Consider the following 16,029-nt stretch of genomic DNA (forward strand, 5'->3'; position numbering starts at 1 on the left):
AATTCAAGTATATCATTCAAAGGATAAAAGTCAATAATTGGAAATATCGTTTTATCGCTGTTCACCGGTAAAAGTTTTACTGAGAACAGAGTGAATAGCAACGTTTTCATACACTGTCAGTATATAATTCCCCGTTTTCTCTTTACAAAGATTCACTTTGAGATATATAGTACATATATAATGTCAGGTTAAGAATGTTTTAGCACTGACATCATATCCACGAATTTTAAGGAAGTTATTGCCGGATACAGTAACTTAAAGGGGAAATTATGACTAAGAAACTAAGCACAAATGATATCTTTGCCAAAATTGAAAAAGGAGAACCGGTAGATGTAAAAGAAGTAGAATTTGTTTCTCCTGATACAATGAGGGATAAACTATATGCCAAGATCACAGAAATGCCTTCCAGCATTAATCATTTTGCAGATCTGTGTGGTATTTATCCTTCCCATCTTCATGAATTTCTGAAAGGAACCAAGAATCTCGGACGGGACAAACTGATCATCGTCTGTATCGTTCTGAAATTAAATCTCAGGGAAACCAGAGAAGTATTAAAATGTACACTGCAATCTGACTTTTATCCAAAAAACCAGAGAGATTTTATTATTATGTCAGGTATTAAAGCACATAGAAGTGTAGATGACATCAATGAACTTCTCATGAACAATGGACTTTCTATCTTATCCTGATTTACTGCTCATCTTATTCCTGTAGTAACGTTACTGTTCACACATCACTATTCCGCGAGGTGTTTTGGCATGAATATGCCAAAATCCCGAGACATACAAGCCAAAATTCCATTGCCGCAGGCAATCTGGAATGAATTTTGGCTACGTTACTGTGAACGGAGTGAACAGTAACGTAGCAACGGGAATTGCTATATATTTTTCACAGAAAATCATTTATATTTTGATCCGGAAGTGATACAATGTATTACAGCTGACACGATCACTTACCGAAAAACGCGCCTGTTTTCTTCTCAGAGAGCAGGCGTTATATGTATTTACAGCAATATGAGGTTTCTATGACTATTTTAGATTATTTCTATCCCAGGCTTAAAAATTATATTGATTTTGATTTTACAGATCAGCTTTCTCCGCCCAGATTAAAAAAAGATGGAAATTACTATGCTACCTATGTTTCTGAAATCAGGCAGGAATACGCTGTCCTTTCGCCTGACAGATGCAGTGTAGTCCTGAAAGAGATTCCTGCTTCCTTAACTGAAATTTACAGAAAAATCAGTTCCAGATGGTCGCCTTATATCGAAACTGTGTATGGTGTTCTCTCAGAAAACGGACATTCTCTGGCAATCAACGAATTTATACAGAAACCCGCCTGCCTCAGTTATCCCACAAAGGAGCTTTCGGAAATGCGAAGCCTCACCCTGGAGGATTTTATTCTGAAAATGCGTACACTCTCCGAAAAAGAAGCACTTATTTTCCTTCTTCAGCTTTGCGAAGCTCTGGAAAATATTTCGGAACTTTCCCTGGTACATGGTGATGTTTCTCCTCAGAATATCCTGCTTACAGATGTCCTTCCCCTGAATTCCCAAAAGCAGCAGCCCACATCTTCCACCGGAAAAAGTATCACAGAACTATGCCGGAATGTAGCTGTGAAACTGATAGACTTTGATATTGCCAGAGAAGAAAAGGGGAGCCATCATATGGTCACTACCGTAGCAGGTACCAATCCCTATGCTGCACCGGAGATTCTGGATTACCAGACACCTACAGACAGAGTCGATATCTATTCTCTCGGATGTGTTTTTGCCTTTATGCTCACCGGTAAATCACCTAAACAGATGAGCAGAGAAGAATTTCAAAGCAGTCTGTCTAAATCAGTCCGCAAAATAATCAATAAATGTACTGCCGATTATTCCAGAAGATATAAGGATGTTACACATTTGAAAAAAGATATTTCCGCTCTTTTGTCCACTTCCACAATGCCTGTTCCGGAATTTTTTCACATACTGCCAGGTCTTCGGAGTGGAAAACCATTGGAAATATGTATTTTTTCCCTGATTTACTGTGCACTTTTTCATCTTCTGATATTCCTGATCTGCCCCTCACCTTCACTTGCCTGGATCCTTCCTGCAGTAGCAGTTTCTGTAATCCTGACTACTGATGTTTTTCATCTTGGCAGACACTTTGCCTTTTATCAGCTTTGCCTTGAACAGCAGCCTGAATGGTGTTATCTTTTTAAGTTTCTGATCGGATTTGTGTTGCCGTTTACTGTTTTGAGAATGATATCATAAAAAACTTATAGAATTGCTATAAGCAAAGAGGTTATACATTATGGATTCATCTGTTATAGAAATTCTGAAAAGACAGCAGATACTGGAGACATTTAAATCCTCCGGATATGAAAAAGAAACAGAAATCAACTCCACACAATACGGTCAGAATATTCTCAGAGTCTGCCGGACATCTTCCTTTAAACGAAACAAATACAGGAAAAGGCTTACCGCTGCCTGTGCTTTTGCCATTGCAGCCGCTCTGTTTTCCGCTGCAAATGTGGGATATATATGGATAAGAAACGGAATTGCCACCTCTAATGCACGTCCTGCTTACCTGGAGCCTGATCCTGACGTAGACAACTCTTCCGATGACTATTACTCCACTTCTGTTCCACGTGCAGAGGCAGCCATGGAAGCAGGGGACTATACAAATGCCAAAAAGATACTGGACTCCAAAAAGAAAAGAAATGAAAACACCTTCGCCGGTGCCCTGACTTATTCAGAACTTTATAATAAGACAGGAGATTATGATAATGCCGCCCTGGTGATTCTTAATTTTCTGGACAAACATTACCCGCCTGTCAATATCCATTCTCAAAGTCCGCTTTATACAGACCTTCAGGATATTAAGGGGGAACTGTCTCCGGATGTACAGGAACGATACGATACATGCATGACAGAATGTAAAGCATCTGCTGCATTTTATGATCATCTGGATTCCCTTGTCAAACAGGAAGATTACCAGACTGCTCTGGATCTGTGCAATTCCCGGAAACAGGAAGGTGCTTTTGATTCCACGCTTTTTACTTATTACGATTACTGTTATATGGGACTTGAAAAATACGAAGAATTCGCAGATTATCTCATGGAAATCATTAAGAACTACCCTTCTGATGTCTATTCCATGATAAAAGTACCGTCAGATGATGCTGTGACTTCAGGTATAAACAAAGTTTATCCTTATCTCTCTGCTGAAAAAAAGAGAGAAATTGATAATCTTCATGTTCTCACAAATACCGCTGATACTTCTGAGTAACAGTCAGTCGGATACAAAATAAGTCAGGGAGGAGCACAGGCTCCTCCCTGTCAGTCAGTTACAGGTTTTTCTTCTTATAAATAAACCATGATGCAGCTACAGTAAACACCAGCAGATAAAGAAGCAGAATCCCAATACCGGTGTAATTCACCGCCTCACCTGATGAAATGCTTCTCATCAGATGGCTGGTCTGGGATAATGGCAAGGCTGATACAAACTTGCCTACAAATCCCGGAAGTTTCTCTGTTGAGAAAAAGGTGTTACACAAATATGCCATGGGCATAATGATATAATTGGAAAACCTCGGCACGTCTGCGTGATTTTTTGCCAGAAAGGAGACCACCACGCCGATGGCTGAGAATACTGCTCCGTTCAGGAACATCACCAGAAAGGACCATCCGTTGAAGATCAGTCCTGTCTCAATAGGTGCTGTAAGAAGCAGTATGATTCCTCCTGCATACAGACCGCGCAGACTTCCCCCGATGATCTGTCCGGCAATAAACTGCCATAATGGTGTGGGGGAGATCATCACCTGATCAAAAGCCTTCTCATACAGTCTCTGTACGTTTAGGTTCTGCGCAATGGCGTTGAAGCTTCCGTTCATAGTTGTCAGTGATACCACACCCGGAATCAGAAAGTTCAGGTATGGCTGTCCATGAGAAGTGGTCTGGATTCCCATTCCAAATACGATCAGATACATTAGCGGTGCGATCATTGCCGCCAGTGTGATCTTATAGAAATCCCGGCGGAATTCTACCCACTTCTCCCATAATATTGTTATAATTCCCATACATTTTTCTCCAGATTATTCTAACTTTTTTCGCAACCTCCGCAGGGGACTTACTTGATTTGGTTAATAACTGCTATTTTGAAATCAAATGTTTCCCGGCTCTTTCTACAAAGACGTCTTCCAGTGTTGTCTCTCGAAGAGACGCCTGCCCTGTAAGCTCTTCCAGATACCGGATTGCTTCCTGTCGTGTATGGAAATAGTGATTCTGTGTTCCATCTGCTGTCATCTCGTCCACTGCATAAGCACCAAGACTCTCGATCAATGCTTGCGGAGTACTTACCTCCTCCAGCTTACCATGATCCATCAGCGCCACACGATTACAGAGACTCTGTGCTTCTTCCATATAGTGAGTGGTCAGAAGGATCGTCAGGTTTTTCTCATTAAGCTTACGCAGAAGATTCCACATCTGTCTTCTGGAAAGAGCATCCATACCTGCTGTGGGTTCATCCAAAAGCAATATCTCCGGATCTGTCAGTAATGCCCGACAGACCATCAGCTTACGCTTCATTCCACCGGAAAGCTTACGGACTGTACGTTTGCGAAACTTCAGCAGGTCACAGAACTCCAGAAGTTCTTCTGTTCTTTCTTTTATCTGCTTTCGCGGCATAAAATAGAGCCGTCCCTGGTATTCCATAATCTCATCCATATTCATATCCTGACGCATGGAATATTCCTGGGTGATCACACTAATCTTTCTCTTCAAATCAGGACGTTTTCTTGTAAGCTGCTGACCGTCTATAAAGATTTCTCCCTTTGTGGGAAGAAGAAGGGTTGACAGCAGGCTGATGGTCGTTGTCTTGCCTGCTCCGTTCGGTCCGAGAAGACCAAAAAACTCACCTTTTTCAATTTTCAGGTTCAGGGAATCCACTGCTGTAAAATTGTCAAAAGTTTTCGTCAGATCTTTTGTCTCTATCATTTCTCTTCGGCTTTCTCTTTAGCAATGATCAGAGAATAATATCCTGCATCATCCGGAATTTCCTCTACGCTGTTATAGATATGTTCATCCGGCATACCACAATTCTCTACCATACGGACTTCGCGGCCGCTTCTTTCAAGGATTTCCTTCACCTGATTCATCTTTCTTCCGGATTTCATAAGCACATAGGTTCCCGGCTGATCCAGTTCACTGTCAAGACGGTGAACTGCAGGCTGTACATGAAGGGGCTGATTCCACTCTGTAAGCGGGATATTCAGGCGTGCTGCTGTTGCGCAGAAGGAAGTGATACCGCTTACCAGTCTTGTCTCATATCCATCCTCTTCTACTCTCTTCTGCACATATGAAAATGTTGAATAGATAGTCGGATCTCCAAGTGTCAGAAATACTACATTCTTACCTGTATCAAGTGCTGCTTCCAGCGCCTTGGCTCCTTTTTCATGGTTCAGTTCCAGTTCTGCCTTATCGTGTGTCATTGGCATATAGATTGGCAGGAGTTCTTTGTCTGCAAGCTCAGGTACTGCCTGTACTGCAATCTTATATGCAACTGTTTCACGCACCTCTGCGCCCGGTACTGCAATAATATCATTCTCTTTGATCAGGCGCACTGCCTTTAATGTCATAAGTTCCGGATCTCCGGGGCCAACTCCTACTCCGTATAAAATTCCTCTCATTACCATATCCTCCTGTGATTTGCATATACATTTTTATGATATCAGAATTGCAGGAGCTGCTTCGCAGCAAAGCAATTCACAGATATTCATTTATTGTGCTCACTGTTCACTACGTTCTCAATGATGTTGCGTGCGGACAGCACCTTTTATTATACTAAAACAGGATAACTTTTTCAACGAAGTATTGACAATTAATTTCAATTGTGGGATGATGAAAATTATCGAATTTAAGTGAGGAAAGAAATATGAGAAAGATTTTTGCAGTTCTGGCAGCTTTGATCTGCTGTCTGTCAGTATGGACTTCTGTTCCTGCTGCACAGGCTTTCACTCTTGATAAAGAAGATGGGGAGTATTCCATCCAGGTAGAGCTGGAAGGCGGAAGCGGCAAAGCCAGTGTCACTTCACCGACTTTGATCACTGTGAAAAACGGCGAAGTAACTGCCGATATCCAGTGGAGCAGTTCTAATTATGACTACTTGATCGTTGACGGTAAAAAATATCTCCCTGTCAATGAGGAAGGAACGAATTCTGAATTCCAGATCCCGGTTACCATTATGGATGAGAGCATGCCGGTAATCGCAGACACTACCGCCATGGGTACCCCTCATGAGATCAATTATACCCTGACTTTCTATTCCGATTCCATCGGTTCCAAAAGCCAGATGCCGCAGGAAGCAGCGAAACGTGTTGTTGCTGTTGCACTTGTTATTATCGTAGGCGGTGGGATTCTGAATTATTTCGTAAACAAGAGAAACCGATGCTGAACCAGGCAGACACCTGCATCTCAGTTCGGTTAAGAAATACAAAAAAGCTGCCATACGGCAGCTTTTTTGTATTCTATATCTTTATTCAGCCATCTCTACTTCCAACACATAGTCTACAGGATCCGGCAGTACAGGATCCGGGCCAAGGTCAACAAATGCGATGTCCGGATAATCGCTGTGCACCCATAAAGTAGAAATCGGCACTTCATGTCCGTCATCCAGGGCACGTACTTTCACAATCTTATTCTTGTCAAATCCGATCAGCGGCAGTGGTCCTAATGTATTCTCATAAATATGGACATAATACTTGTTTCCATTTCTGGTGATACGTCCGTAATCCGGTTTCGGGATATCTGCTGCCGGAGCACATCCATAGATACTGTCATGGTTCTTATCCATCCAGCGTCCGATTTCCGCCAGGATCGCGGAGGATTCTTTCGGGAATTTACCTTTCGCATCAGGTCCTACATTCAGGATCATATTTCCACCTTTGGAAACACACTCTACCAGCTTCTTGATCAGCATGGAAGCAGGTTTGTAATAGTGGTCATTTGCGCAGTAGCCCCAGTTATTGTTCATGGTGAAGCATGCTTCCCATACCATCGGATTCCCTTCTTTGTCACAGATTCCTTCCGGCGGGATGATCTGTTCCGGGCTTATAAAATCGCCATGATACGGTGTCGGATCGCATTCATACAGAGATCCTCTTCCCTCACCACTGACTTCCAGACGGTTATCAATGATGATTCCCGGCTGTAATCTGCGGACCATATCTATCAGTCTGGTTGCTCCCCATTTCTCGCCTCGCATATCGTCATAGGAAAAGTCAAACCACATAATATCGATTTTTCCATAATTTGTGCAGACCTCTTCCACCTGATTGTACATATACTCTATATAACGAGAAAAATCTCTGTTTTCATTACTGCATTCCGGATGGTTTCTCATAGGATGGATGCGGTCTCCGTAATGAGGATAGTCCGGATGATGCCAGTCAAGTAAAGTGAAATACAGACCGACTTTCAGACCTTCTTCGCGAAGAGCTTCCACATATTCTTTGATCAGATCTCTTCCTGCAGGTGTATTGGTAACTTTATAATCTGTGTATTTACTGTCAAATAAACAGAAACCATCATGGTGTTTTGCAGTCAGAACCACATATTTCATACCTGCTGCCTTTGCCTCTTTTGCCCACTGTTTCGGATTATAGTCTCTGGCATCAAATTCTTTCATAAACGGAAGGTATTCTTCCTCAGGCATCTCCTCTGTACTGCGTACCCATTCTCCTCTTGCAGGAATAGAATATAATCCCCAGTGGATAAACATTCCGAAACGGGCATCCTGATACCATTTCATACGTTCTTCATATTCTTTTCTGTTAAACTGATACATGATTTTTTATCTCCTTTATGTAAATGCAAATTCAATATCCAATCCTTTACATCTATACAATAATGTAATCCGGCAATACCAGAAGATGCTCACAGGTGTCATCTCCGGGCATCTTATTTATCGCTCTGTTACATTAATCTAAGCAGCATATCCCCGGTTCCTACATTGTAACCGCTGGTCGCATAAATCCCATTCAGACTTCTGTTCGTCACAATGATCAGCGGAAGTTTGTCCGGATCTACATACATGCGTCTTCCCAGAGTATTGATAATCTCTGAGAAATCATCATAATAAATCTGAATATTTTTTAACTTTGCAAGTGCTTTGGACAGTGTCGGTGTCTCCAGTGCTTCTTTACTTCTCACTACAAAAATAATCTGCTCTGCATATCCTGCGAAAGCCCCTTCCTGCTCCATCATTTCATTTAAGATATGCTCAGTAGGCTCTTTTTCTTCTTCCAGAAACATCAGGATATGTTTTCCGTCTGCTGTAAGGTCAGATGCTTTCACCTCTGTACCATCCTCAGTTTTCAGCATAAATTCCGGCATGGAAATATTCTCCAGCATATCCTCCAGATCTGCTTCCCTGAGTACCAGCTCGATCTCCTTTGTCTCTCCGGGCTGAATTTCAAAATGATATTCATTTGCAAACATATTTCCATTTGGAAGTCTGTTTGAAGTAAGGATCCTGTAGTTTCCGGATTCCAACGGCAGATTCAGGATCTGATCTTCGAAATTCTCTGCTCCCAGTTTCAGTGATGTATATCTTCCATTCTCCAGTTTTGCAATACTCCAGTTCTGGAAATATTTCCACTTTACAGTCTCTCCTGCTTTCAGGATCAGAGTACAGTTCTTCTCTGTTCTTGCAAGCACAGGAACGAATCTTCCGTTTTCCATATATTCCATAGAACGATCATGTGGATTCAGTCTTGCCGCTACTCCAAAGGTTCTCGCTATTGCAACAAACAGGATTTTCTTTGACAGGAAGCTTCCTGTACAGGTCCTTATACATCCTGCCGGTGTTGTGAGCACACTGGAACGCTCTTTCTCCGGTCTGGAAACAATTGCCTTCTCGATCAGATTCCAGATTCTGGAAGGGTCATCTCTCAGCTCCTGTTTCTCAGCTCTGGAAAAATGCTTCTTAATCTCTCTTCTGTATTTCTGAAGAACTTCATCATCTACTCTTGGATTTAACACATAAGATACAAAGGTATCCTTTTTCATCATACCATGATATGGAATTGCCAGCTCCAGGTGTTCCTCCAGAACGTCACTGATACAGTCAGTTCTGTCTTTCTCTGTGAGAACCCTCAGGAGATCCTCTCTGTATGAGGCAGCAATGGCTTCTTCTATCCTGTTTACCTTTTTTTCCAGAAAACGTTCACATTCCGGATTTGACCAGTTTCTTACTTTCTGCTCTCTGTGTTCATTGGCTGCTGCCAGACGCTTATTTCCCTTCGCCTTCTGTTCTAAAGTCGGCATGTCTGTGTTTACAGGTGCGTCATGAGGAGCAAATATATCTGCTGCTGTCCACTTTTCTGATTCGCCGTCATTTCTTTTATCCTGCGGTACCAGACAAAGTTCACAGTTATCTTCTTTCTCAGTGTTCATAACTGTTTCCGCATAGAACCACTCGCCGTCAGAACACATTCTTGCAGAAATATGCAGACTCCCAAGTCCTGTTGTCAGTCTGGCGGTTCCCTTACTGTCTGTTTTCTTCTCTGCGATCGGTGCATATTCAGAGTAATTCAGTACTTCAAAAGAAACCTCTGCGCCCTCAGCCGGAGCTCCCTGTTCATCCTTTACGGATACTGTAATCTCCTTTGTAATAGCATATCTCTTCAATTCATTCAGCATAGTAACCATGCCGTCTTTGCCGATCACTTCTCCGTTCGGAATTTTTGTGTCAAATACACGGGAGTGAATCATCATCGCTCTGGAAGAAGCATTCGTAAACCATCCTTTATTCAGGATTTCTTCAGGCTCACAGGCTCCGAGGAAATACCATTTGCCGTCACACCAGATTTCTACCCAGGCGTGATTGTCATCGCAGTGAGACCACTTCGGTGCATATACCTGGCGGGCAGGTATGCCTACACTTCGCAGTGCATTTACAGTGAATACGGACTCTTCACCACATCTGCCATTTCCTCTGCGGTATACAGAAATCGCAGATAAAGTACGGTCATCTGTACAATGATAAGTAGCTTCTTCGGCACACCAGTAATTCACTTCCAGCGCTGCTTCTCTGAAGTTCATTCCCTGTATTCTGCTTCCGATCTCTGTGCGGAAATAAGTTCTGCACTGTGCGATCTCTTCCTCATTTACTCTGTGAAACAGCACATAATTCAGGAAGATTTCTTCCGGAAGATCTGCAACCTGTGGATTCTCTTTCCAGAGCTTCACACCATTCTCTGCATAGTCCAGAAATACTTCAAACGGATAATTGCCAATATCACTGTACGGCATAAACGCATATAAATATTTACATGCAAGCGCCACTTCCTCTGTACATTTCTGTAATTTCTCGTCTACAGGCGCAAAAACCCGGGGCAGGTTCTTTGCCTGCTCCAGGTAGTTCTCTTCAATTCGGCCCCTGTTCTCTTTTAAAAAAACTCTCGGTTCTGCCATTATAATTCCTCCAGAACTTTCTTTGCGGCACGGATATTATCTACATCCGTACGCCATATCTCATATTCGCTCAGCATCGGAAGTCCCATATTGACTCCATCCTTGCGAAACTGCATCTCACTGTCAATGACTCTCTTTCCGGTCATATGATAAGCCCTGATTCCTGTAAGCGGATAAAGCTGGCGGATCACTTCTGCTCCCACGCCGCTTCCTGCCTGGATCGTGATACGTCCCTGACTCTTCTCTACCAGTTCCTTCAGCAAATCTGCCCCCTGCAGACATACATTACGCTGACCTGAAGTAAGGATCGTATTGATTCCCAGTGAGATTGCCTGTTCCATTGTTTCTATTGGATCCACGCATACATCAAAAGCTCTGTGAAGGGTCACCGACATATCCCCTGCCGCCTCCATCAGTTCTTTCATCTGTTCCATGTTTAATGTGCCATCCGGTTTCAGCACCCCAAATACAACACCTTCGGCACCCATTTTCCTGAAATCTTCTACTGCATGCTTTATCATGGAAAATTCTGCATCTGTATAGCAGAAATCTCCAAAACGCGGACGGATCAGGGCATGGATCCTGATATCCGAACGCTTCCTTATCTCATCAAAAAGCCACGGTCCCGGAGTGGTTCCGCCGATGATCAGGTTGCCGCAGAGTTCCAGCCTGTCTGCGCCTCCCTCAACCGCTGCCATAGCAGATTCTACAGAATCTACACAGGCTTCCAAAATATATTCTTTCACGTACTTGCCTCCATCTTTTTCATTTAAGCTAGACAGATCATCCATTCTGCTGACTGATTTAACCAGATCAGCTAAGTCCCCCGAAGACTTAGCTGTATCAGAACAATTTCACCCCTGCTCTCTCCAGTGTACTCACGATCGTATCATCTGGAAATTCATCCGTAACAATTCCGCTGATATCATCAAAGTATGCATATTTATAGGAATCGTTGAAATAGAATTTATCCCTTTCCATAACAACATATTTATGTCTGCTGCTGTACACGGCTGCTTTCTTTGTCAATCCGTCCTCTACCCCCAATGTAGTAATTGCACAATCAGTCATATCCACACCGCAGCTTCCTATAAATGCACGGTCAAAGCTATACTGCTTAATCACTTCTATCGTTGCAGCTCCCATAAATCCGTTTACTGTCTGGTACATTGTTCCCCCTGTACCGATTGCAGTAATAGACGGATTTGTGGCAAGGATCTGCAGGATATCTATCATATTGCTCACCACTACCACACGCATATTTGACGTGGCAAGAAGCTTTGCCAGTTCGATATTTGTGGTAGAAATATCAAGGAAAATCGTTTCGTTATCCTTAATCAGTTTAAATGCTTTGGCTGCAATTGTTCTCTTTTTGTCAAGGTTAAACTGGCGTCTGTCTACTACGTCTCTTTTCAGCGGATAATCCTGTGAAAGGATTGCACCGCCGTAGGTTCTCTTTAACTTACCGGCGTTTTCAAGAATCTTAAGATCTTTTCGGATACAGTCTTCTGTGACCTGAAAGATTTCACTCAATTCCTTAACCTTGACTTTTCCGTTTTCACGAAGGCATTTCTCTATTGCGCTTTGTCTTTCCTCAGTAAACATAGCCCCTCTTTCCTCATCCATTCATGATGACCTGTATCTCTCAGTGAATCCTGTTTTCTTCACTTTTCATCTTCAGGTGTAATATTGTTATTTCGGAATTCCTATTCTGTAAGTTCCGGATAATGACATTTTACAATATGACCCGGTGCAATTTCAACAGGTGTCGGCACCTGTGTCTTACATTTTTCTGTACAATGTGGGCAGCGTGTATGGAACAGGCATCCACTTGGCGGATTACTCGGACTTGGAAGATCACCTTTCAGAGTAATACGCTCTTTCTTCACTTCCGGATCCGGAATCGGAACTGCGGAGAGAAGTGCTCTTGTATATGGATGTCTCGGGTTTGCATAAAGTTCTTTCTTCGGTGCTGTCTCTACGATCGTGCCAAGATACATGACACCGATTCTGTCTGAAATCATTTCAACAACGCTCAGGTCATGGGAAATGAACAGATAGGTAAGATTAAAGTCTTTCTGTAACTGCTGCAGAAGATTTAATACCTGCGCCTGAATAGAAACATCAAGGGCAGATACCGGCTCATCTGCGATGATAAGCTTTGGCTGTACAGTCAGTGCTCTGGCAATTCCGATACGCTGACGCTGACCACCGGAAAATTCATGCGGGTAACGCTCTCCATGAGACGGGCTTAATCCTACAGTGCCGAGAAGTTCGTGCACTTTCTTAAGGCGCTCTCCTGCACTCATATTTGTGTGAATCAGAAGTGGCTCACCAATGAGATCCTGAACTTTCATTCTCGGATTCAGGGAACCGTATGGATCCTGGAAAACCATCTGGATATCTGAACGTAACGGGCGCATTTCTTTCTCTGAAAGTTTGGAGATTTCTTTTCCCTCAAACCAGATTTCGCCGGAGTCAGGTGTGATCAGATGATCGATCAGCTTACCTGTCGTAGATTTACCACAGCCGGACTCGCCTACCAGCGAAAAAGTTTCACCCGGATAAATATCAAAAGATACATCATTTACCGCATGGACAAATTTCTTCTTGCTGAACATTCCTCCGTTTGCCTGGAATGTTTTCTTCATATTCTTTACTGATAATAACGGCTCGCTCACAGGTTACGCCTCCTTTCCGGTTTTGTTGAGCAGATGGCATCTGCATTTTCTGGTGCCTGCTTCGTTGATATCTGCAAGCTCCGGCTCCTGCTGATGACAGATATCCATTGCATATTTACATCTCGGTGCAAACTTACATCCTTTCGGCATTACGGACAGATCCGGTACGCTTCCCGGAATGGACGGAAGAGATTCCACACCACTTCCAAGTTTCGGTACAGAACCAATCAGCCCCTGTGTATATGGATGTTTCGGATCTGCAAAAAGTTCCTGCACAGGCGCTTCTTCTACAATTCGGCCGGCATACATAACAACAACTCTGGAACACATTTCAGCAACAACACCAAGGTCATGTGTGATCATCAGAATACCTGTATTCTTCTTTGCCCTGATGTCCTCCATCAGCTCCAGGATCTGTGCCTGAATGGTAACGTCAAGGGCTGTAGTCGGCTCGTCCGCAATAAGAAGCTCCGGCTCACAGGACATTGCCATAGCAATCATAACACGCTGGCACATACCGCCTGAAAGCTGGTGCGGATAACTCTTTAATGTCATATCCGGTTCAGGGATACCTACTGATTTCAGTACTTCGAATGCTCTGTTGTGCGCTTCTTCTTTTGAGAAATTGTTATGGAGCAGGATTGCTTCTGTCAGCTGTTTCTCAATTCTCATACATGGGTTCAGAGAGTTCATCGGCTCCTGGAAGATCATGGCAACTTCACGTCCTCTGATCTTTCTCATGCCTTTTTTATCTTCTTTGAGAAGATCCTTGCCATTAAGCAGGATCTCACCGTTGGAAATCTTACTGTTACGTGCCAGAAGTTTCATAATGGAAAGGGAGGTTACGGATTTACCGCATCCGGACTCTCCTACCAGACCAAGAATCTCACCTGGCTGAATGGAGAAACTTACATTATTAACTGCTGTCACCCATGTTTTATCTCTTTTAAACTCCGTACGGAGGTTTTTTACTTCTAATAATTTTTCTGCCATGGTTTCTTCCTCCTAGTTCATCTTTGGATCCAGGGTATCTCTGAGACCGTCGCCCAGCAGGTTGAATGCCAGAACTGTAAGGAAGATCAGAATACCAGGGAACAGTACCATGTGAGGAGCTGTATTCAGATAGTTACGTCCTGTGGAAAGCATGGAACCCCAGTCAGGCTCTGTAACGTTTGCACCGAATCCCAGGAAGCTTAAGGATGATGCAGCAAGGATTGCAGTACCTACACGCATGGTAAAGTTAACGATCATAGACTGGATCGTACCAGGGAAAATATGTACAAACAGGATTCTTGTGTTTGAACATCCCAGGGAACGGGCAACCTCTACATAAGGAGCCTGCTTTACGGAAATCGTCGCGCTTCGTATGATTCGTGCGAAGGACGGCACTGTAAATACCGCAACTGCGATCATAACGTTTACCATACCCTGTCCGATGATGGCAACAACTGCGATAGCCAGCAGGATATCAGGGAAAGCGAAAAGTACATCACAGCATCTCATAATCAGGGAATCGATAATTCCGCCGTAGAAACCTGCGATCAGTCCGAGAACAACACCGATAGCCGTACCAATGATCGTCGCTGTCAGCGCACATGTAAGAGAAAGTCTGGTACCAACCATCAGACGTGAGAAAACATCCTGTCCGTATTCATTGGTTCCCCAGATGTGGGCTGCGCTTGGCCCCTGCATCATAGCTGTGTAATCCGGTGCCTGCGGATCATACGGAACTACATACGGTCCGATGATTGCCATTAAGATAATAAATACTATAAATGCCAGAGAAATCACTGCTGTTTTTCTCTTCATGAATTTCTTGACAAATTCTTTGAACTTGCTCTGTGCCTTAGGGAGTTCTTCGGCAGCAGCAAGGTTAATGTTTGATGTTGTGTTCTTATCTGCCATCTTCTCTCCTCCTCTATTCATAACGTACTCTTGGGTTAATCACGCCATAAAGAACATCTACGATCAGGTTGATCAGGATATATTCTGTAGCAAAGAACAGAAGTAATGCCTGAACAACTTTGTAATCTCTCATCTGGATGGAGTCTACCAGAAGACGTCCAAGTCCGGGTATGGAGAATACCGTCTCTGCCATAACAGATCCGGAAAGGAGACCACCAATCTGAAGTCCGGCTACTGTTACGATCTCGATCAGAGAGTTCTTAAATGCATGGCGCATAACAACCAGTGATTCAGAAAGACCTTTGGCACGTGCAGTACGCACATAGTCCTCACGCATAGTCTCAAGCATGGAAGATCTGGAAAATCTGGCAAGTACGGCCATGATTCCTGCTCCCATTGTAAGTGATGGAAGAATATAGCTCTTCCAGGTTTCCAGTCCACTGGTTGGAAGCCATCCCAGGCTTACTGAGAAAAGCTGGATTAATTCCAGACCTAACCAGAAACTTGGAACAGATATACCTGCGATTGCTATGATCATACCTACATAATCAAGAATTCTGCCATGAAATACGGCAGCGATGATACCGATTGCAATACCGATGATCGCAGCCCATATCATGGATGAGAATGTCAGCATGATAGTTGGTTTCAGTCTTGGTGCGATTGTCTCTGCTACGGTTTTACCGTTTTTGATAGAGTTTCCCAGATCTCCTGTAAAAAGACCTTTCATATATTTGCCATACTGTACAAGTAGTGGCTCATCCAGTCCCAGCTGTTCACGTACAACTGCCACATCTTCCTTTGTTGCATCCTGACCGGCTACCAGTCTTGCCGGATCACCGGGAATCATATGGATAAACATAAATACTACAAATGAGATAACCAGAAGCAGCGGGATCGTACTTGCCAAACGTTTACCTAAATAACGTCCCATATTTTTCCTCCTTATTATTTTCTTACCTGTTGTTTATATTTGATGCTTTATAG

The 16,029-nt window shown here is 43.2% G+C and carries 15 protein-coding genes; 4 read left to right on the plus strand and 11 right to left on the minus strand.

The genetic code is table 11. The features are described 5' to 3' along the window. The first annotated feature begins 269 nt into the window (after positions 1-269). From I4V44_RS00945 to I4V44_RS00955, 3 genes are all read left to right on the plus strand, one after another. Positions 270-689 (plus strand): hypothetical protein, encoded by a 420-nt coding sequence (locus tag I4V44_RS00945; protein WP_055060095.1) that lies wholly within the window; start codon positions 270-272, stop codon positions 687-689. 308 nt (positions 690-997) lie between these two features. Then, positions 998-2,254 (plus strand): protein kinase domain-containing protein, encoded by a 1,257-nt coding sequence (locus I4V44_RS00950; RefSeq protein ID WP_118616815.1) that lies wholly within the window; start codon positions 998-1,000, stop codon positions 2,252-2,254. 40 nt (positions 2,255-2,294) lie between these two features. Then, positions 2,295-3,272, plus strand: a complete 978-nt coding sequence (locus I4V44_RS00955; RefSeq protein WP_196002179.1) for a tetratricopeptide repeat protein — start codon at positions 2,295-2,297, stop codon at positions 3,270-3,272. Between the two features lie 58 nt (positions 3,273-3,330). Here I4V44_RS00955 and I4V44_RS00960 read toward each other — a convergent pair whose 3' ends face one another. From I4V44_RS00960 to cobI, 3 genes are all read right to left on the minus strand, one after another. After that, positions 3,331-4,062 carry an ABC transporter permease gene (locus I4V44_RS00960; protein ID WP_008706312.1) on the minus strand — a complete coding sequence of 244 codons (732 nt, stop codon included), beginning with the start codon at positions 4,060-4,062 and terminating at the stop codon, positions 3,331-3,333. Positions 4,063-4,135: 73 nt separating this feature from the next. Continuing rightward, complete coding sequence (locus tag I4V44_RS00965) at positions 4,136-4,978, minus strand: ABC transporter ATP-binding protein (protein ID WP_196002180.1); 843 nt, start codon at positions 4,976-4,978, stop codon at positions 4,136-4,138. Next, positions 4,975-5,670 (minus strand): precorrin-2 C(20)-methyltransferase, encoded by a 696-nt coding sequence (cobI, locus tag I4V44_RS00970; protein ID WP_196002181.1) that lies wholly within the window; start codon positions 5,668-5,670, stop codon positions 4,975-4,977. Before cobI ends, I4V44_RS00965 begins: the two co-directional genes overlap by 4 nt. A 245-nt stretch (positions 5,671-5,915) precedes the next feature. On the opposite strand from cobI, the gene I4V44_RS00975 reads away from it, so the two are divergent. After that, positions 5,916-6,434 carry a hypothetical protein gene (locus tag I4V44_RS00975; protein ID WP_196002182.1) on the plus strand — a complete coding sequence of 173 codons (519 nt, stop codon included), beginning with the start codon at positions 5,916-5,918 and terminating at the stop codon, positions 6,432-6,434. Positions 6,435-6,515: 81 nt separating this feature from the next. On the opposite strand, the gene I4V44_RS00980 is transcribed toward I4V44_RS00975, so the two are convergent. From I4V44_RS00980 to I4V44_RS01015, 8 genes are all read right to left on the minus strand, one after another. Beyond that, entirely contained in the window at positions 6,516-7,826 is a 1,311-nt protein-coding gene (locus I4V44_RS00980) for an alpha-L-fucosidase (protein ID WP_022380024.1), read from the minus strand. A 128-nt stretch (positions 7,827-7,954) separates the two neighbouring features. After that, positions 7,955-10,456: a transglutaminase domain-containing protein gene (locus I4V44_RS00985; protein ID WP_196002183.1), complete on the minus strand. Its 2,502-nt coding sequence runs from the start codon at positions 10,454-10,456 to the stop codon at positions 7,955-7,957. Next, positions 10,456-11,202 carry a copper homeostasis protein CutC gene (locus tag I4V44_RS00990; RefSeq protein WP_173704149.1) on the minus strand — a complete coding sequence of 249 codons (747 nt, stop codon included), beginning with the start codon at positions 11,200-11,202 and terminating at the stop codon, positions 10,456-10,458. Before I4V44_RS00990 ends, I4V44_RS00985 begins: the two co-directional genes overlap by 1 nt. A 97-nt stretch (positions 11,203-11,299) precedes the next feature. Next, the gene (locus I4V44_RS00995; protein ID WP_330610561.1) at positions 11,300-12,082 is read right to left on the minus strand and encodes a DeoR/GlpR family DNA-binding transcription regulator; all 783 of its coding nucleotides are present in this window, start codon (positions 12,080-12,082) and stop codon (positions 11,300-11,302) included. An 80-nt stretch (positions 12,083-12,162) separates the two neighbouring features. After that, positions 12,163-13,137 carry an ABC transporter ATP-binding protein gene (locus I4V44_RS01000; RefSeq protein WP_020993647.1) on the minus strand — a complete coding sequence of 325 codons (975 nt, stop codon included), beginning with the start codon at positions 13,135-13,137 and terminating at the stop codon, positions 12,163-12,165. A gap of 3 nt (positions 13,138-13,140) precedes the next feature. Next, positions 13,141-14,130, minus strand: a complete 990-nt coding sequence (locus tag I4V44_RS01005; RefSeq protein WP_022380021.1) for an ABC transporter ATP-binding protein — start codon at positions 14,128-14,130, stop codon at positions 13,141-13,143. A gap of 12 nt (positions 14,131-14,142) precedes the next feature. After that, entirely contained in the window at positions 14,143-15,042 is a 900-nt protein-coding gene (locus I4V44_RS01010) for an ABC transporter permease (RefSeq protein ID WP_020993648.1), read from the minus strand. Positions 15,043-15,055: 13 nt separating this feature from the next. Further along, positions 15,056-15,976, minus strand: a complete 921-nt coding sequence (locus tag I4V44_RS01015; RefSeq protein ID WP_118574490.1) for an ABC transporter permease — start codon at positions 15,974-15,976, stop codon at positions 15,056-15,058. Positions 15,977-16,029: the final 53 nt, after the last annotated feature.

Origin of the sequence: Blautia sp. 1001283B150304_161114_C9, from assembly GCF_015668165.1 — a bacterium.
Classification (GTDB): Bacteria; Bacillota; Clostridia; order Lachnospirales; family Lachnospiraceae; genus Blautia_A; species Blautia_A wexlerae.

Excerpts from the sequence above, each read along its gene's own strand:
- I4V44_RS00945 (WP_055060095.1), top strand. The coding sequence starts at position 270 with ATGACTAAGAAACTAAGCACAAATGATATCTTTGCCAAAATTGAAAAA.
- I4V44_RS00950 (WP_118616815.1), top strand. The coding sequence starts at position 998 with ATGTATTTACAGCAATATGAGGTTTCTATGACTATTTTAGATTATTTC.
- I4V44_RS00955 (WP_196002179.1), top strand. The coding sequence starts at position 2,295 with ATGGATTCATCTGTTATAGAAATTCTGAAAAGACAGCAGATACTGGAG.
- I4V44_RS00960 (WP_008706312.1), bottom strand. The coding sequence starts at position 4,062 with ATGGGAATTATAACAATATTATGGGAGAAGTGGGTAGAATTCCGCCGG.
- I4V44_RS00965 (WP_196002180.1), bottom strand. The coding sequence starts at position 4,978 with ATGATAGAGACAAAAGATCTGACGAAAACTTTTGACAATTTTACAGCA.
- cobI (WP_196002181.1), bottom strand. The coding sequence starts at position 5,670 with ATGAGAGGAATTTTATACGGAGTAGGAGTTGGCCCCGGAGATCCGGAA.
- I4V44_RS00975 (WP_196002182.1), top strand. The coding sequence starts at position 5,916 with ATGAGAAAGATTTTTGCAGTTCTGGCAGCTTTGATCTGCTGTCTGTCA.
- I4V44_RS00980 (WP_022380024.1), bottom strand. The coding sequence starts at position 7,826 with ATGTATCAGTTTAACAGAAAAGAATATGAAGAACGTATGAAATGGTAT.
- I4V44_RS00985 (WP_196002183.1), bottom strand. The coding sequence starts at position 10,456 with ATGGCAGAACCGAGAGTTTTTTTAAAAGAGAACAGGGGCCGAATTGAA.
- I4V44_RS00995 (WP_330610561.1), bottom strand. The coding sequence starts at position 12,082 with ATGGATGAGGAAAGAGGGGCTATGTTTACTGAGGAAAGACAAAGCGCA.
- I4V44_RS01005 (WP_022380021.1), bottom strand. The coding sequence starts at position 14,130 with ATGGCAGAAAAATTATTAGAAGTAAAAAACCTCCGTACGGAGTTTAAA.
- I4V44_RS01010 (WP_020993648.1), bottom strand. The coding sequence starts at position 15,042 with ATGGCAGATAAGAACACAACATCAAACATTAACCTTGCTGCTGCCGAA.
- I4V44_RS01015 (WP_118574490.1), bottom strand. The coding sequence starts at position 15,976 with ATGGGACGTTATTTAGGTAAACGTTTGGCAAGTACGATCCCGCTGCTT.